Annotated in this window: 19 protein-coding genes and 1 pseudogene; 17 read left to right on the top strand and 3 right to left on the bottom strand. The window is 70.4% G+C overall.

Annotation, left to right across the window (positions count from 1 at the left end; all coding sequences use genetic code 11):
- Positions 1-81 precede the first annotated feature (81 nt).
- The 5 genes and pseudogenes from dop (at position 82) to prcA (ending at position 3,908) form a co-directional block, all read left to right on the top strand.
- Positions 82-1,593: a depupylase/deamidase Dop gene (dop, locus tag B9S58_RS11160; RefSeq protein ID WP_181009270.1), complete on the top strand. Its 1,512-nt coding sequence runs from the start codon at positions 82-84 to the stop codon at positions 1,591-1,593.
- A 129-nt stretch (positions 1,594-1,722) separates the two neighbouring features.
- A complete protein-coding gene (locus B9S58_RS11155; protein WP_030114141.1) occupies positions 1,723-1,941 on the top strand; it encodes a ubiquitin-like protein Pup in 219 nt (72 codons plus the stop codon).
- Between the two features lie 126 nt (positions 1,942-2,067).
- Positions 2,068-2,255 (top strand): annotated as a pseudogene (locus B9S58_RS38945) (endonuclease domain-containing protein); the annotation flags it as partial.
- Complete coding sequence (gene prcB / locus B9S58_RS11145) at positions 2,207-3,052, top strand: proteasome subunit beta (protein WP_103531958.1); 846 nt, start codon at positions 2,207-2,209, stop codon at positions 3,050-3,052. The pseudogene B9S58_RS38945 and the gene prcB, both read left to right, overlap by 49 nt.
- Positions 3,053-3,110: 58 nt before the next feature.
- Entirely contained in the window at positions 3,111-3,908 is a 798-nt protein-coding gene (gene prcA, locus B9S58_RS11140) for a proteasome subunit alpha (RefSeq protein ID WP_103531957.1), read from the top strand.
- Positions 3,909-3,953: 45 nt separating this feature from the next.
- Here prcA and B9S58_RS11135 read toward each other — a convergent pair whose 3' ends face one another.
- Entirely contained in the window at positions 3,954-4,988 is a 1,035-nt protein-coding gene (locus B9S58_RS11135; RefSeq protein WP_103531956.1) for a LacI family DNA-binding transcriptional regulator, read from the bottom strand.
- A gap of 135 nt (positions 4,989-5,123) precedes the next feature.
- Between B9S58_RS11135 and B9S58_RS11130 the strand changes: the two genes are divergently transcribed.
- From B9S58_RS11130 to B9S58_RS11075, 12 genes are all read left to right on the top strand, one after another.
- Positions 5,124-6,383, top strand: coding sequence for an MFS transporter (locus B9S58_RS11130; RefSeq protein WP_103531955.1), 1,260 nt, complete (start codon positions 5,124-5,126; stop codon positions 6,381-6,383).
- Positions 6,384-6,392: 9 nt separating this feature from the next.
- Positions 6,393-7,754 carry a Pup--protein ligase gene (pafA, locus tag B9S58_RS11125; protein WP_030583618.1) on the top strand — a complete coding sequence of 454 codons (1,362 nt, stop codon included), beginning with the start codon at positions 6,393-6,395 and terminating at the stop codon, positions 7,752-7,754.
- 180 nt (positions 7,755-7,934) lie between these two features.
- The gene (locus tag B9S58_RS11120; RefSeq protein WP_103531954.1) at positions 7,935-8,915 is read left to right on the top strand and encodes an FKBP-type peptidyl-prolyl cis-trans isomerase; all 981 of its coding nucleotides are present in this window, start codon (positions 7,935-7,937) and stop codon (positions 8,913-8,915) included.
- Positions 8,916-8,979: 64 nt separating this feature from the next.
- Complete coding sequence (locus tag B9S58_RS11115; RefSeq protein ID WP_103531953.1) at positions 8,980-9,351, top strand: FKBP-type peptidyl-prolyl cis-trans isomerase; 372 nt, start codon at positions 8,980-8,982, stop codon at positions 9,349-9,351.
- Positions 9,352-9,538: 187 nt separating this feature from the next.
- The gene (locus B9S58_RS11110; protein WP_103531952.1) at positions 9,539-10,492 is read left to right on the top strand and encodes a YafY family protein; all 954 of its coding nucleotides are present in this window, start codon (positions 9,539-9,541) and stop codon (positions 10,490-10,492) included.
- Between the two features lie 14 nt (positions 10,493-10,506).
- Positions 10,507-11,463: a YafY family protein gene (locus B9S58_RS11105; protein ID WP_103531951.1), complete on the top strand. Its 957-nt coding sequence runs from the start codon at positions 10,507-10,509 to the stop codon at positions 11,461-11,463.
- 22 nt (positions 11,464-11,485) lie between these two features.
- Positions 11,486-11,797: a hypothetical protein gene (locus tag B9S58_RS11100; protein WP_181009269.1), complete on the top strand. Its 312-nt coding sequence runs from the start codon at positions 11,486-11,488 to the stop codon at positions 11,795-11,797.
- Positions 11,798-11,865: 68 nt separating this feature from the next.
- A complete protein-coding gene (locus B9S58_RS11095; RefSeq protein WP_103531950.1) occupies positions 11,866-12,063 on the top strand; it encodes a hypothetical protein in 198 nt (65 codons plus the stop codon).
- A gap of 217 nt (positions 12,064-12,280) precedes the next feature.
- A complete protein-coding gene (tatA, locus tag B9S58_RS11090) occupies positions 12,281-12,577 on the top strand; it encodes a Sec-independent protein translocase subunit TatA (protein WP_103531949.1) in 297 nt (98 codons plus the stop codon).
- A gap of 49 nt (positions 12,578-12,626) precedes the next feature.
- Positions 12,627-13,592, top strand: coding sequence for a twin-arginine translocase subunit TatC (gene tatC / locus B9S58_RS11085; RefSeq protein ID WP_103531948.1), 966 nt, complete (start codon positions 12,627-12,629; stop codon positions 13,590-13,592).
- A 19-nt stretch (positions 13,593-13,611) separates the two neighbouring features.
- Positions 13,612-14,505: a diacylglycerol kinase gene (locus B9S58_RS11080; RefSeq protein WP_103531947.1), complete on the top strand. Its 894-nt coding sequence runs from the start codon at positions 13,612-13,614 to the stop codon at positions 14,503-14,505.
- Between the two features lie 93 nt (positions 14,506-14,598).
- Positions 14,599-17,439 carry an RNA helicase gene (locus B9S58_RS11075; protein WP_103531946.1) on the top strand — a complete coding sequence of 947 codons (2,841 nt, stop codon included), beginning with the start codon at positions 14,599-14,601 and terminating at the stop codon, positions 17,437-17,439.
- Positions 17,440-17,670: 231 nt separating this feature from the next.
- On the opposite strand, the gene B9S58_RS11070 is transcribed toward B9S58_RS11075, so the two are convergent.
- Both B9S58_RS11070 and B9S58_RS11065 read right to left on the bottom strand, forming a co-directional pair.
- The gene (locus tag B9S58_RS11070; protein ID WP_103531945.1) at positions 17,671-18,108 is read right to left on the bottom strand and encodes an SPW repeat protein; all 438 of its coding nucleotides are present in this window, start codon (positions 18,106-18,108) and stop codon (positions 17,671-17,673) included.
- Positions 18,109-18,238: 130 nt separating this feature from the next.
- Entirely contained in the window at positions 18,239-19,198 is a 960-nt protein-coding gene (locus tag B9S58_RS11065) for an ADP-ribosylglycohydrolase family protein (RefSeq protein ID WP_103531944.1), read from the bottom strand.
- Positions 19,199-19,274: the final 76 nt, after the last annotated feature.

Raw genomic sequence — 19,274 nt, 5'->3', positions numbered from 1 at the left:
GGCACCGCACATGCACCGGACACAGCAGCGGTACTTGAGCGTCGCTCCCGGAGGGGACCGACGCCGGGCAAGGAGGGCCGCATGACCGTACGGCGAGTAATGGGCATCGAGACGGAGTACGGGATCTCCGTCCCCGGCCACCCCAACGCCAATGCCATGCTCACCTCGTCCCAGATCGTGAACGCCTACGCGGCGGCGATGCACCGGGCGCGACGCGCCCGCTGGGACTTCGAGGAGGAGAACCCGCTGCGTGACGCGCGAGGCTTCGACCTCGCCCGTGAGACCGCCGACTCCAGCCAGCTCACCGACGAGGACATCGGCCTGGCCAATGTCATCCTCACCAACGGTGCCCGGCTGTACGTCGACCACGCGCACCCCGAATACAGCTCCCCGGAGATCACCAATCCGCGCGACGCGGTGCTCTGGGACAAGGCCGGCGAACGGATCATGGCGGAGGCCGCCGAGCGGGCGGCCGCCATTCCGGGCGCGCAGCCGATCCACCTCTACAAGAACAACACCGACAACAAGGGCGCCTCCTACGGCACGCACGAGAACTACCTCATGCAGCGGGAGACGTCGTTCTCGGACATCGTGCGCCATCTGACGCCGTTCTTCGTCTCACGCCAGGTCTTCACGGGCGCGGGCCGGGTCGGCATCGGCCAGGACGGCCACGAGCACGGCTTCCAGATCAGCCAGCGCGCCGACTACTTCGAGGTCGAGGTCGGCCTGGAGACCACGCTCAAGCGCCCCATCATCAACACCCGGGACGAGCCCCACTCCGACGCCGAGAAGTACCGCCGGCTGCATGTGATCATCGGCGATGCCAACCTCTCGGAGATCTCCACCTATCTCAAGCTCGGCACCACGTCCCTGGTGCTGTCCATGATCGAGGACACCTTCATCAACGTCGACCTCGCGGTCGACCAGCCCGTACGCACCCTGCACCAGGTCTCGCACGACCCGGACCTGCGGCAGCTGATCACGCTCCGCAGCGGCCGGACACTCACCGCGGTCCAGTTGCAGATGGAGTACTTCGAACTGGCCCGCAAGTACGTCGACGAGCGGTACGGCGCGGACGCCGACGAGCAGACCAAGGACGTCCTGACCCGCTGGGAGGACACCCTCAACCGGCTGGAGACGGACCCGATGAGCCTGTCGGGCGAGCTGGACTGGATCGCCAAGCGGGAGCTCATGGAGGGCTACCGCCGCCGCGACGCGCTGGACTGGGACGCCCCCCGGCTGCATCTGGTGGACCTCCAGTACGCGGACGTACGGCCCGACAAGGGCCTCTACAACCGCCTGGCGGCCCGCGGGAAGATGAAGCGACTCCTGGACGAGGACGAGGTCACCAGGGCCCGCACGAAGCCGCCGGAGGACACCAGGGCCTACTTCCGGGGCCGCTGCCTGGAGCAGTACGCCGACGACGTGGCGGCGGCCTCCTGGGACTCGGTGATCTTCGACCTGCCGGACCGCGACTCCCTGCAGCGGGTGCCCACCCTGGAGCCGCTGCGCGGGACGAAGGAGCACGTGAAGGATCTGCTGGACCGCTGCCGTACGGCGGAGGAACTGGTCCGGACGCTGTCGGGCGGCTGAAAGGCCTCCGGGGTGGGAATCAATCACCCGAGGCCCGGACGTTGAACAACTACCGGGCCAAATGTCGGACCCCGTGGGTAGGGTCTGATCAAGAGCTTCGATTGCTTCGAACCGAGCGGGGTGAGCTACATGGCGACCAAGGACACCGGCGGCGGACAGCAGAAGGCGACGCGTTCCACCGAGGAGGCCGAGGAGCAGGCGCAGGACGCGCAGGCGTCCGAGGACCTCGCGGAACGCCAGGAGAAGCTGAGCGACGACGTCGACTCGGTTCTGGACGAGATCGACGATGTCCTCGAAGAGAACGCCGAGGATTTCGTGAGGTCATTTGTTCAAAAGGGTGGGCAGTAGTCCACCAGCGTGAACGCATGAACGATGGGGAGAAGGGGGTGACGGCGCCCGCCACGGCGTGCGCCGTCACCCCGCCGCCGACCGGGGGCCGGTTCCCGGTCCCGCCGGATCGGTGCGGACAAACTCGCCGAACATGTGGATCACTCCCGCCGGGCGGGTAGGGTCCGGGGCGTACGTACTTGCTCAACTGCAATTCGGCCATCGGCAAGTTGGGGGATGATCCTGACTCCTTGCGCAGGGCCATCGCATACCTGGAGGGAAACGCGTGGAAGCCAACACTCGTAGCACCGGGCGTCTACCAGCTGCCTTCCTGACGCCGGGTTCGTCCTCGTTCATGGACTTCCTGTCCGACCAGTCGCCCGAGATGCTCCCGGGCAACCGGAGCCTGCCGCCGCTCCAGGGGGCCATCGAGGCACCGCACGGGACGACCATCGTCTCGGCGTCCTTCCCCGGTGGTGTCGTCCTGGCCGGCGACCGGCGCGCCACCATGGGCAACATGATCGCGTCGCGCGACATGCAGAAGGTCTTCCCGGCCGACGAGTACTCCGCGGTGGGCATCGCCGGCACCGCCGGACTGGCCGTGGAGATGGTCAAGCTGTTCCAGCTGGAGCTGGAGCACTTCGAGAAGGTCGAGGGCGCCCAGCTCTCCCTGGAGGGCAAGGCCAACCGCCTCTCCACCATGATCCGCAGCAACCTGGCGATGGCCATGCAGGGCCTCGCCGTGGTGCCTCTCTTCGCCGGGTACGACGTCGACCGCGAGAAGGGCCGCATCTTCTCCTACGACGTCACCGGCGGCCGCACCGAGGAGAACGGCTACGCCGCCACCGGCTCCGGGTCGATCTTCGCCCGCAACGCGATGAAGAAGCTCTACCGCGAGGACCTGACGGAGGAGCAGGCCCTCACCCTGGTCGTGCAGGCGCTGTACGACGCAGCGGACGACGATTCGGCGACCGGCGGCCCGGACGTGGCCCGCCGCATCTTCCCGATCGTCACCGTCATCACCGACGAAGGCTTCCGGAGGCTGACCGACCAGGAGTCCTCCGAGATCGCGCGCTCCATCCTGGAACGCCGACTCGAGCAGCCCGACGGCCCGCGCGCCGCGCTGCTCTGACCCGGACCCCGAGCCTCCCCAGACGCACTCGTCACTGACAGAAAGGGACGGATAGCCGGTGTCGACGCCGTTCTATGTCTCACCCCAGCAGGCCATGGCCGACCGGGCGGAATACGCCCGCAAGGGCATCGCCCGTGGTCGCAGCCTCGTTGTGCTGCAGTACGCCGACGGCATTGTGTTCGTCGGCGAGAACCCGTCCCGTGCCCTGCACAAGTTCAGCGAGATCTATGACCGGATCGGCTTCGCCGCCGCCGGCAAGTACAACGAGTACGAGAACCTCCGCATCGGCGGCGTTCGCTACGCCGATCTGCGCGGATACACCTACGACCGGGACGATGTGACGGCCCGTGGGCTGGCCAACGTCTACGCCCAGACGCTCGGTACCATCTTCTCCAGTGCGGCCGAGAAGCCGTACGAGGTGGAGCTGGTGGTCGCCGAGGTCGGCAGCGAGGCCGAGGGCGACCAGATCTACCGGCTGCCGCACGACGGTTCGATCGTGGACGAGCACGGCTCGGTCGCGGTCGGCGGCAACGCCGAACAGATCAGCAGCTTCCTGGATCAGCGCCACCGCGACGGCATGACCCTCGCCGAGGCGCTCAAGCTGGCCGTCCAGGCGCTCTCGCGGGAGCCGGGCGGCGGCGAGCGGGAGATCCCCGCGGAGCGGCTTGAGGTCGCGGTCCTGGACCGCACACGCCCCCAGCAGCGCAAGTTCAAGCGGATCGTCGGCCGCCAGCTGGCCCGGTTGCTGGACACGGAGGCCGCCGGCAGCACGCCGACGGACGCCCCGTCCGACACCGAGGACAACGACAGCACCGACAGCAGCACCCCCGACTCCACGGAGGAGACGGACAAGTAGGCGAGCAGTGCTCCGGTGCCCCGGACCTTTCGGCCCGGGGCACCGTCATGTCAGGCCGGCGGGCGGCGGCGCTGTCGAGCCGCGTACGACGAGCTCCACCGGCAGGCCGCCCGGCTCGGCGGGGCGGCCGTCCAGTACCGCGAGCAGCGCCTCCATGCCCCGCTCCCCGACCTGCTCCGCCGGCAGCCGCACCGTGGTCAGCTCCGGCTCCAGCGCGGTGGCCAGCGCCAGGTCGTCGAATCCGGTGACCGACAGCTCGTCCGGCACCCGCAGCCCGAGCCTGCGGGCGGCCTTGCACGCGCCGGCGGCCAGGATGTCGTCGTCGCAGACGATCGCGGTGGGCCGGTCGGCGGTGACCGCCAGGGCCTGTTGGGCCGCCTCGCGCCCCGCCCGTACGTCCAGCGGGGCCCGCACCGTGCGCACCGTCGCGTCCCCCGCGGCGCCCAGCGCGTCGTGCAGCGCCCCGGCCCGCACCGCGAACGTCCAGGTGTCCACGGCGGACGCCAGATGCAGGAGGCGCCGGTGGCCGAGCCCCAGCAGATGGTCCGTCACCTGCCGCATACCGTCGGCGATGTCGAGGTTCACATGGGCGGCGGGCCCGGTGTCCGAGGGATCGCTGTCCAGCATCACCAGCGGCAGATCCGCCCCGTGCAGCGCCCCCAGCGCGTCGGCGGCCATCGAGGACGCGATGACCCCGTCGAGTGCCGCACGGGCCGAGGCGAACGGGTCCCGGGCCGGCCCCGTGCCGTCCGGTGAGGGATAGAGCACCACGCCGAAGTCGTGCTCGGCGGCGAGGGCCGCCGCCCCGGCGTACACCCGGGCGAAGAACTCGTTGGTGAGCGCGGGCACCACCAGCAGCGCGGTCCTGGTACGGCCGAGGCGCAGACTCCGGGCCGCCAGATTGGGCCGGTAGCCGATCTCCGCCGCGGTGTCCCGGACCCGCTGCGCGGTGGCCTCCGACACCCTGCCCGGCCACTTCCCGCCGAGCACCAGGGAGACCGTCGCCTGGGAGACGCCCGCCGCACGGGCCACGTCGCGGCTCGTGGGCCGGGCGGGGACGGGCTGCTGCGCGCTGGTCACTCGTGCCTCCGTGCGAGATGTCTCGTAACGCCGCGAGGTGGACCCGCGAACTGCGCACATGGTACGTATGAACCTCGACGTTATACGTAACACCTCGGCGGCGGCACGGTCGGCCGGGGGCGGAGAGGGGCGGGAATGGCCGCAGGATATCTGGACATCCTCCGGGCGCGGCATGCCGCCCGGCTGCTGGCGGGCACCCTGGTGGGGCGGCTGCCCAACGGCACCGCGCACATCGCGATCGTGCTGTTCACCCGGGCCGAGGGCGGCAGCTACACGCTGGCCGGCGCGCTCGCCGCCGCCTACGGGCTGGCCACCGCCGTCGGGCAGCCGCTGCTCGGCCGGGCGGTGGACCTGTACGGGCAGCCGCGCGTCCAGCTCCCGGCCGCCGTGCTCTCCGCGCTCGGCATGGCCCTGCTGGCCTTCACCGGCCTCGGATCGCTCCCGCTGGCCTACCTCGCCGTCATCGTCGCCGGAGTCGCCACACCACCGCTGGAGGGCGGCCTGCGGGCCCTGTGGCCCAGCGTCCTCAAGGGTGAGGGGCAGGTGCACCGGGCCTACGCTCTGGACGCCGTGGCGCAGGAGATCATGTTCACCGTCGGACCGCTCCTGGTGACGCTGCTCGTCTCGCTCTGGTCCCCGGCCGCCGCCCTGCTCGTCGTCAACGCCATCGGCGTCCTCGGCGCACTGTCGGTCGTCCTGTCCGAGCCCTCGCGGACCTGGCGCTCCGCACCGCGGGAGGCGCACTGGCTCGGCGCCCTGCGCTCGCCCGGACTCCTCGCCCTGCTCGGCGCGTTCTTCTTCGTCGGGCTCGCCCTCGGCTCCATCACGGTGGCCGGAGTGGCCTACGCGGACGACCACGGCCGGGAGTCGGTGTACGGCTGGCTGATGGCCGCACTCGGTCTCGGCGCGCTGATCGGCGGGCTGGCCTACGGGGCCCGGCAGTGGGCCGGTGTGCCCGAGAAGCGGCTGCGGGTCATCGTCGGACTGCTGGCGCTGGGGTATCTGCCGTTGACGCTCACCCCCTCGGTGCCCGTCATGACCGCCCTCGCCGCCCTTGCCGGAGTGTTCCTCGCGCCGGCCATCGCCTGCTCCTTCATCGTGGTCGACCGGCACGCCCCGCGCGGCACGGTGACGGAGGCGTTCTCCTGGCTCGTCACTACGTTCGGCGTGGGCGCGGCGGTGGGAACGGCCGCCGCGGGACCGGCCGTCGAACTCGGCTCGACCGCCTGGAGCTTCGCCGTCGCGGGGGTCGGGGGAGTGGCGGCTCTGATCGTCCTGCTGGCCACCGGAAGGGTCCTCGCCGCTCCCGTCCGTACGCCCGCCGTGGTGACGGGATCGGAAAATGATCGAAACGGTGCCGTCGAACCCGGTTTCAGCTCAGGCCATAAGGCGTAATGTTCAGTCATGGACCGCCGCATTTTCGGGCTGGAGAACGAGTACGGCGTCACGTGCACGTTCAGGGGACAGCGCCGACTGTCACCTGACGAAGTGGCGCGCTACCTCTTCCGCCGTGTTGTGTCATGGGGCCGCAGCAGCAACGTCTTTCTGCGGAACGGCGCCCGCCTCTACCTCGACGTGGGATCGCATCCGGAATATGCAACCCCCGAATGCGACAACGTGACCGAACTGGTCACGCACGACAAGGCGGGCGAGCGCATTCTCGAAGGCCTGCTCGTCGACGCCGAACGCCGCCTGCACGAGGAGGGAATCGCGGGCGACGTCTATCTCTTCAAGAACAACACCGACTCGGCGGGAAACTCCTACGGCTGCCACGAGAACTACCTTGTGGCCCGGCACGGGGAATTCTCCCGGCTCGCGGACATCCTCATTCCGTTCCTCGTCACCAGGCAGCTGATCTGCGGTGCGGGCAAGGTGCTCCAGACCCCGCGTGGCGCGGTCTACTGCGTCAGCCAGCGTGCCGAGCACATCTGGGAGGGCGTCAGCTCCGCGACCACCCGCTCCCGGCCGATCATCAACACCCGCGACGAACCCCACGCCGACGCCGAGCGGTACCGCCGCCTCCACGTCATCGTCGGTGACTCGAACATGTCCGAGACGACCATGCTGCTCAAGGTCGGGGCCACCGACCTGGTGCTCCGCATGATCGAGGCGGGCACGGTGATGCGCGATCTGACCCTGGAGAACCCGATCCGGGCGATCCGCGAGGTCAGCCACGACCTCACCGGACAGCGCAAGGTGCGCCTGGCCAGCGGCCGGGAGGCCTCGGCCATCGAGGTCCAGCGGGAGTACTACGAGAAGGCCGTGGACTTCGTCGAGCGCCGGGGCATCCGCACCGGCACCGTCGACCAGGTACTGGAGCTGTGGGGCCGCACCCTGGACGCGGTCGAGGCCGAGGACCTCGACCGGATCGACACCGAGATCGACTGGGTCATGAAGTACAAGCTCATCGAGCGGTACCGGGCCAAGCACAACATGACCATGTCGAACCCGCGGGTCGCCCAGATAGACCTCGCCTACCACGACATCCACCGCCGCCGAGGCCTCTTCTACCTCCTGGAACGCAAGGGGCAGACCGCCCGCATCTGCAACGACCTGAAGATCTTCGAGGGCAAGTCGGTGCCCCCGCAGACCACCCGGGCGCGGCTGCGCGGCGACTTCATCCGCAGGGCCCAGGAACAGCGGAGGGACTTCACCGTCGACTGGGTCCACCTCAAGCTCAACGACCAGGCGCAGCGCACGGTGCTGTGCAAGGACCCGTTCCGCTCCGTGGACGAGAGGGTGGAAAAGCTCATCGCGGGCATGTGATCGGTTCGGCTTGTGGGCAGCCGGCCAGGCCCGTGGACAACCGGCCCACGGGAGAAGGGGCACATTGTACGCCGGTGCGGACCAGCCCCGGCGTACAGCCGTGTCGGTACCCGTGGTGCCACTGGGGCGAAGTCGTAGAGTGGCGGGAGTGCCCGGAGCCCCCCTACGCGAGTTGGACTGATGATCCCCACGAAAACTGCCCGGCGTGCCGCCGCCGTACTGGTTGTGCCCGCCCTGCTGTTCACCGCCGCCTGCGGCTCCGATTCCAAGGACGACGCCGCGCCGAAGAAGTCGGGGCCTGTCGCCGAGGTCTCCGGGAAGTTCGGTGCCGAGCCCGAGATCGAGGTTCCCAAGGACGCAAAGGTGGCCGGCGACGTCGTCGTGGGCGACGTCTCGACCGGTGACGGCGCCGAGGTGAAGAAGGGCGACATCGTCCGCCTGGACTTCGCCGGCAACATCGAGGCGCTCGGCTCCACCTGGGCCCAGCGGCAGGGCGCCGACCCGAAGGCCCCCCGCGCCCAGGTCGTGCAGGAGGTCGGCCAGCAGGGACAGATGCTGCCGACCAAGGTCGCGGACGCGCTGGCCGGCCGCAAGGTCGGCAGCCGGGTCCAGGTCGAGGGCACCGCCGAGGCGATCGTCGGCGAGCAGCTGAACCCGCAGTCCGGGATCAAGCCCACCGACCCGCTGGTCTGGGTCGTCGACATCGTCAACGCCAAGAAGGTCGACAAGAAGGGCGAGGCCAAGGGCGCCCAGGCCGCGAGTGAGGCCGGGATGCCCGAGGTGAAGGCCGCCTCGCAGAAGGCCGCGACGATCACCATTCCCAAGGGCGAGAAGGCCCCGAAGGACCTGCGGGAGCAGGTGCTGATCAAGGGCGACGGAGCCACGGTCAAGGCCGGTGAGGGCCTGGTCGTCCAGTACACCGGTGTGAAGTGGGAGGACGGCAAGAAGTTCGACTCCTCCTGGGACCACGGTGGCGCGAGCGCCTTCCCGATCGGCGTCGGCGGTGTCATCTCCGGCTGGGACAAGGGGCTGGTCGGCAAGCACGTCGGCGACCGTGTCCTGCTGGCCATCCCGCCCAACCAGGCCTACGGTGCCGACCCCTCCAGCCAGCTGGCCAAGAACAATCTGGTCTTCGTCGTCGACATCCTCGGTACTGTCTGAGCGACGGGGCGACCCGTGCGAGACTTGTGGGGTTTGCCCCCAAGATTCTTTTAGGAGCAGTTCAGTGAGCATCGAGAAGCCCGAGGTCGACTTCCCGGGCGGTGAGCCGCCGGCCGATCTGGAGATCAAGGACATCTGGGAGGGCGACGGCGCGGTGGCCCAGGCCGGCCAGACCGTCTCCGTCCACTACGTGGGCGTGTCCTTCTCCACCGGCGAGGAGTTCGACGCCTCCTGGAACCGCGGCACCCCGCTGCAGTTCCAGCTCGGTGCCGGCCAGGTCATCTCCGGCTGGGACAAGGGTGTGCAGGGCATGAAGGTCGGCGGCCGTCGCCAGCTGACCATCCCCGCGCACCTCGCCTACGGCGAGCGCGGCGCCGGCGGCAAGATCGCCCCCGGCGAGACGCTGATCTTCGTCTGCGACCTCGTCGCGGTCTGATCCGTTCCGGTTGTGCGAATGAGGGCCCCCGCCACACGGCGGGGGCCCTCACCCGTTCGCCGGCGGCGGCCTTCACCGCGGCCCGGAAGGGGACTTCACCGCTCTCCGGTCCGCGGCCCGGCTTTGATCCCCACACCCCGGGGGCGGTACGGTCGGCGGTCGTAGAGCAACAAGAGAAAGGGCGCCGATGGCGATTGCCAAGGCCGAGCGGTTGATGAACCTCGCGCTGTGCCTGCTGGGGACCCGGCGCCCGCTCAGCAAGCGCGAACTCCGCGGATCCATCGAGGCCTACCTCGAAGCGGGCTCCGACGACTCCTTCAACCGGATGTTCGAGCGCGACAAGGACGATCTGCGCGAGCTCGGCCTCGTCATCGAGACCGTCGAGAACCTCGACGGCGACACCGGATACCTGGCCCGCCGCGACAGCAACCGGCTGCCCCCCATCACCCTGGACGCCGAGGAGGCCGCCGCCCTCGGCCTCGCCGCCAAGGTCTGGCAGCAGGCCCGCCTCGCCGGAGCCGCCAGCGGCGCCCTGCAGAAGCTGCGGGCCGCCGGAATGCCCGAGGCCGAGGACGCCTACGAGGTCCACAGTGCCCTCGAACCCCGTATCCCCGTCCACGAGGCCGCCTTCGAGCCGCTCATGCTGGCCTGTCGCGACCGACGCCCCGTCACCTTCGACTACCGCAAGGCCAACTCCGCCCGTCCCGAGCAGCGCCAGGTCGAACCCTGGACCCTCGAATGCTGGCGCGGCCACTGGTATCTGGCTGGCTGGGACCGCGAGCGGGGCGCCGAACGCGTCTTCCGGCTCTCCCGCATCACCGGCAAGGTCCGCTCCCGCGCCGGAGCCTTCAGCGCCGAGGTGCCCGACGTGGTCACCGTCCGCGAGACCGTCGAGAGCTGGGCCGGCGAGACCGCGACCCGTACCGCCCGGATCAGGCTGCGCGCCGGAGCCGGCTACCCGCTGCGGTCGCGCGCGACCGCCGTGCGGGAACGCGGAGACGGCTGGGACGAGCTGGAGATCCCGTACGGACACGGCCTCGATGCCTGGCTCGTCGAGTTCGGCCCGGACGTCGTCGTGGAGGAACCCGCCGATCTGCGGGCCGATGTGGTGGACCGGCTCCGCGCCGTGGCCAAGGACTAGGGACTAGGGAAACGATGGCCACGAACGCGATCGACCAGACCCGCCGGATGCTGTCCCTCGTGACGTATCTGCGGGAGCGCCCCGGCGCCCACGTCCAGGACGTGGCACGGGCCTTCGGGATCACCGAGGACGAGCTGATCTCGGACCTCGACGTCCTGCCCATGTGCGGCACCAGCTTCCGCGGCGGCGACCTCCTCGACATCGACACCGACGGCGACCGCATCTGGTGGCACAACCCGGACGACGTCGCCGAGCCGCTCCGGCTCGCCGCCGACGAGGCCACCGCGCTGCTCGTCGCCGCCCGCGCCGTCGCCACCCTGCCCGGCCTGCGCGAGAGCGACCGGCTCGCCCTCGTCCGAGCGACCGCCAAGCTGGAGACGGCCGCCGGCGAGTCCGGGGCGGCCAGCTCCCGGCTCTCGGTGACCTTCGAGGCCGAGGGCGGCGTCTTCGCCGACGTCGACCGGGCCATCTCCGAACGCCGCCGGCTCTGGCTGCGCTACTACTCGCCGGCCCGCGACGAACTCACCGAGCGCGAGGTCGACCCGATCCGGCTCTTCGCCGTCGGACACACCTACATGGAGGGCTGGTGCCGGCTCTCCGAGGCCCGCCGGACCTTCCGGCTGGACCGGGTCGCCGAGATCCGCCTCCTCGATGCTCCCGCCGCCCCGCCCGAGCTGGAGCTGCGCGATCTGTCCGCGGGGCTGGTCCAGCCCGCCGTCGAGGACCCGGAAGTCGTGATCGAGGTCGGCACCGGCGGCCGCTGGGTCGCCGAGTACTACCCGCACGACTCCGCCGAGGAACTCCCCGACGGCGGTCTGCGGATCACCCTGCGCACCCCGGACCCGGCCTCGCTGCGCCGGCTCGCCCTGCGCCTCGGCGGCGACGGCCGCATCGTCACCCCGCCGGAGCTCGCGGACAGCGCCCGCACGGCTGCCCGCGAGGCGCTCGCCGCCTACGAGGACGCGGTCTGAGGCCCGGGGAGGGGAGAACACGATGAACCGGACGACCCTGTTTCCGGCCGCCGCCACCGGGATCCGCCCCGCGCCCCTGCCCGGTCCCGGTCCCGTCCCCGTGCCGGTACCCGCCGCCGTGCGCTTCCGGGCCGCCTGCCCCGACTGCCGGGGGCGCTTCGAGCTGGCCGCCGCGGCACTGCGTCTGGCGATCGGCGCCACCAGCCGCACCACCTTCTACACCTTCACCTGCCCCGAGTGCTGCGCCTCGGTCCGCAAGCCCGCCGGGGAGCGCATCATCGAACTGCTCACCGGCGGCGGCGTACGGACTCTGCGCCTGCACACCGCCCTGTAGCGCCCCGATCACAGCGCTCGCTGGAAGCCCGTAGGAACTGGAAGCCCGTAGGAAGAGGCACCCGCCGTATGTTCTGGCCCATGCTCGCCATCGCCCTCGGATTCCTGGGCATCGCCGTGCTCGGTGTGCTCGGCGTCAAGGTCTTCATCGAGGCCCAGCGTCTGGGCCGGCAGGTCACGGTCACCACCGAGCGGATCAACCGGGCGTCGGAGGACCTGGAACGGGCCGGGACCCGCCTCGCGGCCACCGGTGACGGCCTGCGATAACGGTTCCGGGGCCTGATGTTCGACAGCACCGGGGGGTACGCTGCATGGGTCGGCCCAGGCAGGGAGGTGCGGGCCGCAAGCCGGAGTACGCGCGGGCATTGCCTCGCGTTTACTCCCGCGGGTTACGATCGCTGCCAAGCGCAACGATCGGACGTATGCCCGGTCGAACGGGTAGCGAGCCCACCCTCCAGCCGCCTCAGTGAGAAGGAAGTCGCACATGATCGGCAATCTGAAGCCCCTCGAGATCGTTCTGATCATCGCTGTCATCCTGCTGCTCTTCGGTGCCAAGAAGCTTCCTGACATGGCGCGCTCGCTCGGCAAGTCGGCCCGTATCCTCAAGAGCGAGGCCAAGGCGATGAAGAAGGACGACACCGCGGCCGCGACGCCCACGACGGAGACCGTCGAGGACCCGACGCCTCCCCAGTCCACCACCGCGCGCACCATCCAGGCCGCTCCGGGAGACGTCACCAGCTCCCGCCCGGTCAGCGAGGCCAAGCCCACCACCCAGAGCTGACAGCTGACGCGCTCCGCCGACAGCCGCCGCACGAGACGAGGGAAGTGGGTTGCTCAAGTCTGCCCGCAAGCAGGAGAAGGACGACGAGGGGCGGATGCCTCTCCTCGATCACCTGCGTGAGCTGCGAAACCGGCTGCTGAAGGCCGTGCTGGCGATCGTCGTGGTGACGATCGCGGCAGCGTTCTTCCAGAAGGAGATCTACGAATTCCTTCTGCGCCCCCTTCTCGAATCCGTCGGGTGCAAGGACGGCGTGGTCGTCGCCGTCAACGGCAAGCCCTGCGCGCTGCTGAAGACCAACACCCTGCTGGCGCCGTTCACCAACGCCCTCAAGGTCGCCCTGATGTCCGGCGTCCTGCTGGCCACCCCGGTCTGGCTGTACCAGCTGTGGGCCTTCGTGGCCCCCGGGCTGCACAAGGGTGAGAAGCGCTACGCCTACGCCTTCGCCATCGTGGGCGCGCCCCTCTTCGTCTCCGGCGGCTACCTCGCGTACGCGATCCTGCCGCAGACCGCCGAGATCATGCTCGGGTTCAGCCCCGAGAACGTGCAGAACCAGATCGAGCTCGACAGCTATCTGGATCTGCTGGTCCGTATGGTGATCGTCTTCGGCATCGCCTTCGAACTGCCGCTGCTGCTCATCGCGCTCAACATGACCGGTGTCGTCTCCGGCAAGCGGATGCTCGGCTGGTGGCGCGGGATGATCGTGGGCCTCACCGCCTTCGCGGCCATCGCCACCCCCGGCGGCGAACCCATCTCCATGCTGCTCCTCGCCGGCCCGCTCGCTGTCCTCTACTTCATCGCCGTCGGTTTCTCCCTGCTGAACGACAAGCGGCGCAACCGCGGCAATCCCGACGCCGAGCTCAGCGACGACGAGGCATCGGATCTCGATCTGACACCCGAACCCGTCGGGAGCGTCGAACGGGACTCCGGTTCGCGCCCCGCACTTCCGGGGCAGGCGTCCGGCGAGGCGGACGGTCCCGGATCGCACCGGCTGAACGGTTACGACGACGTTACCTGACCTTGTAGGGTCCGGAAGGGTGACCAGCGAGATCACCCTCTTCGTCAATCCCACCGCAGGACGCGGCCGGGGCGCGCACGCCGCGCAGCCGGCCGCTTCCGCTTTGCGGGGCGCCGGATTCTCCGTCCGTACGGTGCTGGGCGAGGATGCCGACGACGCCCTGCGCCGGGCCCGCGAGGCCGTCGCGGCGGGGACCGGGGCGTTGATAGCCGTGGGCGGGGACGGGCTGATGTCCCTCGCCCTCCAGGCCGTCGCCGGGACCGCCACCCCGCTCGGGGTCGTCGCCGTCGGCACCGGCAACGACTTCGCCCGCGCGCTGGGCCTGCCGATCCGCGACCCGGCCGCCGCCGGACGGCTGGCCGCTCGGGCGCTCAAGGAGGGCGGCCACCGCGACGTCGACCTGGGACGGGTCGGTGACCGCTGGTTCGGCTCCGTCCTCGCCTCCGGGTTCGACTCCCGGGTCAACGACCGGGGCAACCGGATGCGCTTCGTCGGCGGACGGTTCAAGTACGACCTCGCGATCCTCGCCGAACTGGCCGCCTTCGAGCCGATCCCGTACCGGATCCGGCTCGACGGGGGAGAGGTCCGCGAGATCGAGGCCACGCTCATCGCGGTGGGAAACGGAACCACGTACGGCGGGGGCATGCGGATCTGTGCCGACGCGGAGATGGACGACGGGCTCTTCGACGTGACCGTGGTGGGGGAGTGCACCCGCACCACGCTCCTCAAGGTCTTCCCGAAGGTCTACCGGGGCACGCACCTGGGCCACCCCGCCGTCACCGTGCACCGGGTCTCCTCGATCGAGCTGGCGGCGGCCGGGGTCACGGCGTACGCGGACGGTGAACCGCTGGGCGCGCTCCCGCTCACCGCCACCTGTGTACCGGGTGCCGTGCGGGTGCTCACCGAGCGCTGACGGGTCGCTGAGCCGGCGTCGAGCGGGGGAAGGGCCAAGGGTATTTAAAGGTCGCGCCGAGTGTCGGAGGCGACGGGTAGGCTCGTACGCAAGATGACAGAGGACCTCTCACCAGCTGAGCGATACCAGGCTTCTCAGGTCCGTGCGGCCGAGATGGCGACGGCCCTCGGGCCCTTCCGAGAGATGTACGAGTTCGGGCTCGACCCGTTCCAGATCGAGGCCTGCCGGGCACTGGAGGCGGGCAAGGGGGTGCTGGTCGCGGCCCCCACCGGGTCGGGCAAGACGATCGTCGGCGAGTTCGCCGTGCATCTGGCCCTGGAGCAGGGCCGCAAGTGCTTCTACACCACACCGATCAAGGCGCTCTCCAACCAGAAGTTCGCCGATCTGGTCAAGCGGTACGGCGCGGACAAGGTCGGCCTGCTGACCGGCGACAACAGCGTCAACTCCGAGGCGCCGGTGGTCGTGATGACCACCGAGGTCCTGCGGAACATGCTGTACGCGGGCTCCCAGTCGCTCTCCGGCCTCGGCTACGTGGTCATGGACGAGGTGCACTACCTCTCCGACCGCTTCCGGGGCGCGGTGTGGGAGGAAGTGATCATTCACCTCCCGGAGTCGGTGACGCTGGTCTCCCTGTCGGCGACCGTCTCCAACGCGGAGGAGTTCGGCGACTGGCTGGACACCGTGCGCGGCGACACCGAGGTGATCGTCTCCGAGCACCGCCCGGTGCCGCTCTGGCAGCACGTGATGGCCGGCCGCAAGATGTACGACCTCTTCGAGGAGGCGACCGACCACGGGGGGCGCGGCGCCGGACGGCGTGAGGTCAACCCGGACCTGGTCCGGCTCGCCCGGCAGGAGAGCCAGAACGTCTACAACCCGCGTGACCGCCGCCGGGGCAAGATGGTGCGCGAGGCCGACCGTGAGCGCGAGAGGCGTCAGCGCGGCCGGATCTGGACGCCCGGCAGGCCCGAGGTCATCGACCGGCTGGACAACGAGGGCCTGCTGCCCGCCATCACCTTCATCTTCAGCAGGGCCGGCTGCGAGGCCGCCGTCCAGCAGTGCCTGTACGCCGGACTCCGGCTCAATGACGAGGACAAGCGACGGCTGGTCCGGGAGATCGTCGAGGAGCGGACCGCGTCCATCCCCGGCGAGGACCTGCACGTCCTGGGCTACTACGAGTGGCTCGAAGGCCTGGAGCGCGGCATCGCCGCGCACCACGCGGGCATGCTCCCGACCTTCAAGGAGGTCGTCGAGGAGCTGTTCGTGCGAGGTCTGGTGAAGGCGGTCTTCGCGACCGAGACCCTGGCGCTCGGCATCAACATGCCCGCGCGCTCCGTGGTGCTGGAGAAGCTCGTCAAGTGGAACGGCGAGCAGCACGCCGACATCACCCCCGGCGAGTACACCCAGCTCACCGGCCGGGCAGGACGCCGCGGCATCGATGTCGAGGGCCATGCGGTGGTCCTGTGGCAGCGCGGCATGGACCCGACGGCGCTGGCCGGCCTCGCCGGGACGCGCACGTATCCGCTGCGCTCCAGCTTCCGCCCCTCGTACAACATGGCGGTCAACCTTGTGCAGCAGTTCGGGCGGCACCGCTCGCGGGAGCTGCTGGAGACCTCGTTCGCCCAGTTCCAGGCGGACAAGTCCGTCGTCGGGATCTCCCGGCAGGTCCAGCGCAACGAGGAGGGCCTGGAGGGCTACCAGGAGGGCATGACCTGCCACCTCGGCGACTTCGAGGAGTACGCGCGGCTGCGGCGCGACCTCAAGGACCGCGAGACGGAGCTGGCCAAGCAGGGCGCGGCGCAGCGCCGGGCGGCGGCGGCCTCCTCACTGGAGAAGCTGAAGCCGGGGGACGTCATCCATGTGCCCACCGGGAAGTTCGCGGGTCTGGCACTCGTGTTGGATCCCGGTCTGCCTGCCGGGCGGGCCAACGGCCACCGCGGATTCGACCACCACGACGGGCCCCGTCCGCTGGTGCTGACCGCCGAACGGCAGGTCAAGCGGCTGGCCTCGATGGACTTCCCGGTGCCCGTGGAGGCGCTGGACCGGATGCGGGTCCCGAAGTCGTTCAACCCGCGCTCGCCGCAGTCCCGGCGCGATCTGGCCTCCGCGCTGCGGACCAAGGCCGGACACATCGTGCCCGACCGGCACCGCAAGGGGCGGGCGCCGGCCGCCGACGACCGCGAGATCGGCCGGCTGCGGACCGAGCTGCGCGCCCACCCGTGCCACGGGTGCGACGAGCGGGAGGACCACGCGCGGTGGGCCGAGCGCTACCACCGGCTTCAGCGGGACACCTGGCAGCTGGAGAAGCGGATCGAGGGGCGGACGAACACGATCGCCCGGACCTTCGACCGGATCGTCGCGCTCCTCACCGAGCTGGACTACCTCCGGGGCAACGAGGTCACCGCGAACGGGCGGCGGCTGGCCCGGCTGTACGGGGAGCTGGATCTGCTCGCCAGTGAATGCCTGCGGGAGGGCGTGTGGGAGGGGCTCAACCCCGCAGAACTCGCCGCGTGTGTCTCGGCGCTGGTGTACGAGGCGCGGCAGGCCGATGACGCGGTCGCGCCCAAACTGCCGTCCGGTCCCGCGAAGCTCGCCATGGGCGAGATGGTGCGGATCTGGGGGCGGCTGGATGCCCTGGAGGAGGACTTCAAGATCAACCAGGCGGAGGGGGTCGGGCAGCGCGAGCCCGATCTCGGCTTCGCCTGGGCGGTCTACATGTGGGCCTCCGGCCGGACGCTGGACGAGGTGCTGCGCGAGGCGGAGATGCCAGCGGGGGACTTCGTACGGTGGTGCAAGCAGGTGATCGATGTGCTGGGGCAGGTGGCCGCGGCGGCTCCTCGGGATACGGGGACGGGTGCCTCCGGCGTGGCGAAGAACGCGCGTAAGGCCGTGGACGCGGTGTTGCGGGGAGTGGTGGCGTACAGCTCGGTGGGGTGACCGGGCGGTGGACCGTGGCGGGGTGGGGCTGTGCCCTGGCGCCTGCGGCGGGCTTGTTCCCCTGCCCGTCCCCAAGCTCTCGACTTCGTTCGAGCGGGGGAGACCCCACTCTTCCCGAAACCGGGGCTCCGCCCCGGACCCCGCTCCTCGAACGCCGGATGGGCTGGGGAACGGCCTCCGGAGGGTTGGGGAGGGGCGGGGCTTTTCGGGGGTCGCGGCTGTGCGTCGTGGTCAGGTGCTGCGGCTCTTGGCCGCGGCTCCCGCGCAGACCATGCCCAGCAGGAACACCAGTCCGCCGACGATGATGTTGTTGATCACGATCCCGGTGTCGGGGCTGCTGCCCACCACCCAGGTCGACACGATCATCCACGCACCGATGGCGCAGAGCGCCCAGCTCAGGCCTGCCATGCGCTCGGGCATCACGGTGAAGCCGAGGGCCAGTACCGCGATGGCGATACCCATCACCAGGTTGTGTGTCACCAGGGCCGGCTGGCTGGCCGTGAAGTGGAGCACCCACGGGGAAACGGCGCAGTAGAGGCCGACGAGGAACACCGGCGCGTCCACCAGCGCCACATCACGACCGCCCATCACGCGGTCGTACCGCGCACGCATCTCGGAGGCATCGGGGTGGCCCGATATGTCGCTCCTCGCGTGTGAGACGTTGCTCATGAGATTTCGTCTCCTTCGTTCCTGCGGGCCCCGTCACCGTGCGGCTGGATGCGGCGGGCGCCCTTTCCTCCATAGTGCTCTTATCTGGCGCTTATGTGTATATACCGGCCGGTATTGCTGGAGGGAATTCTCAGGTGGCTCGGGGGCCCTCGGCGTCCAGCCGGGCGGCCAGGGTGATCAGGTCCCCCGTGGCCAGGCGGCGGTCCCCGTAGCCGGGCAGCGGTACGTGCAGGGTTCTGGTCCAGCGGTCCGGGACTGCCTCGATGCCGTACACCGCTCCCGCCAGGCCGCCCGTCACGGCCGCCACCGTGTCGGTGTCCCCGCCCACGTCGACGGCGGCCGCCAAGGCGCGTTCGAAGGTGTCCGTCGTGCGCAGGGCCCAGAGCGCGGTGCCCAGGCAGGGCCACACCGCACCGTTGAACTCGGTCGCCAGGCCCGGGTGCCAGTCGGGTGCCAGCACCGCCGCCCAGCGGGACCGGTGATCCGTGTGCACCTCGGCGAGCGCCCCGGGGACGGCTGCGAGCGGGTTGTGGCCCGTGAGCGCCACCCGGATCAGTTCGTGGAGGACCGCGGTGCCCTCCCAGGCCGCCCGGTCGCCGTGGGTCAACGCCGCGATCCGGCGGGCCGCCTCCATCGTCGCCGGGCGCCCGGTGTGCGCGAAGTACACCGCCGACGTGGCCGCCCGCATCAGTGAACCGTTGCCCGCGGCCCGCCCGTTGAGCTGGAAGTGCAGGGCCGCGGCCAGGTACCACGGTTCGCCGTTGGTCAGGACGTCCTCGGTCTGCAGGCCGATGTCCTTGGGTCCGCCCGCCGCCCACCGCCGGAACCGGTCGAACATGTCCGGCAGGTCCGGGCCGCCCCGCTCCAGCAGCGACTCCCCGACCAGCACGGCCATCTGCGTGTCGTCCGTCGCCTCGCCCGGATCCCAGCCGCCGCCCCCGCACAGCGTCCCGACGCCGTCCGGGAAGCGGGCGGCGAACACCCCGGCGGGGCCGAACTCGAACGGGGCTCCGAGTGCGTCCCCGGCGGCGGACCCGACCACGGATCCGGCCACGCGGTCGCCACGGCCCACGGATTCACGGTGCGTCATCCGGTCAGGCTAGAGCAGCGCCCGCGCACGACGAGGGGCGGGGAGCCGCTTCGCGATGCGGCTTCCCGCCCCCGTC

The organism is Streptomyces sp. SM11 (genome assembly GCF_002910905.1).
In the GTDB taxonomy this organism is placed as follows: domain Bacteria; phylum Actinomycetota; class Actinomycetes; order Streptomycetales; family Streptomycetaceae; genus Streptomyces.
This window is presented reverse-complemented; position numbering and strand designations above follow the sequence as displayed.

Coding starts and splice junctions, on each gene's coding strand:
- dop (WP_181009270.1), top strand. CDS start 82: ATGACCGTACGGCGAGTAATGGGCATCGAGACGGAGTACGGGATCTCC.
- B9S58_RS11155 (WP_030114141.1), top strand. CDS start 1,723: ATGGCGACCAAGGACACCGGCGGCGGACAGCAGAAGGCGACGCGTTCC.
- B9S58_RS11130 (WP_103531955.1), top strand. CDS start 5,124: ATGGCCGCAGGATATCTGGACATCCTCCGGGCGCGGCATGCCGCCCGG.
- pafA (WP_030583618.1), top strand. CDS start 6,393: ATGGACCGCCGCATTTTCGGGCTGGAGAACGAGTACGGCGTCACGTGC.
- B9S58_RS11120 (WP_103531954.1), top strand. CDS start 7,935: ATGATCCCCACGAAAACTGCCCGGCGTGCCGCCGCCGTACTGGTTGTG.
- B9S58_RS11110 (WP_103531952.1), top strand. CDS start 9,539: ATGGCGATTGCCAAGGCCGAGCGGTTGATGAACCTCGCGCTGTGCCTG.
- B9S58_RS11105 (WP_103531951.1), top strand. CDS start 10,507: ATGGCCACGAACGCGATCGACCAGACCCGCCGGATGCTGTCCCTCGTG.
- B9S58_RS11100 (WP_181009269.1), top strand. CDS start 11,486: ATGAACCGGACGACCCTGTTTCCGGCCGCCGCCACCGGGATCCGCCCC.
- B9S58_RS11095 (WP_103531950.1), top strand. CDS start 11,866: ATGTTCTGGCCCATGCTCGCCATCGCCCTCGGATTCCTGGGCATCGCC.
- tatA (WP_103531949.1), top strand. CDS start 12,281: ATGATCGGCAATCTGAAGCCCCTCGAGATCGTTCTGATCATCGCTGTC.
- B9S58_RS11075 (WP_103531946.1), top strand. CDS start 14,599: ATGACAGAGGACCTCTCACCAGCTGAGCGATACCAGGCTTCTCAGGTC.
- B9S58_RS11070 (WP_103531945.1), bottom strand. CDS start 18,108: ATGAGCAACGTCTCACACGCGAGGAGCGACATATCGGGCCACCCCGAT.
- B9S58_RS11065 (WP_103531944.1), bottom strand. CDS start 19,198: ATGACGCACCGTGAATCCGTGGGCCGTGGCGACCGCGTGGCCGGATCC.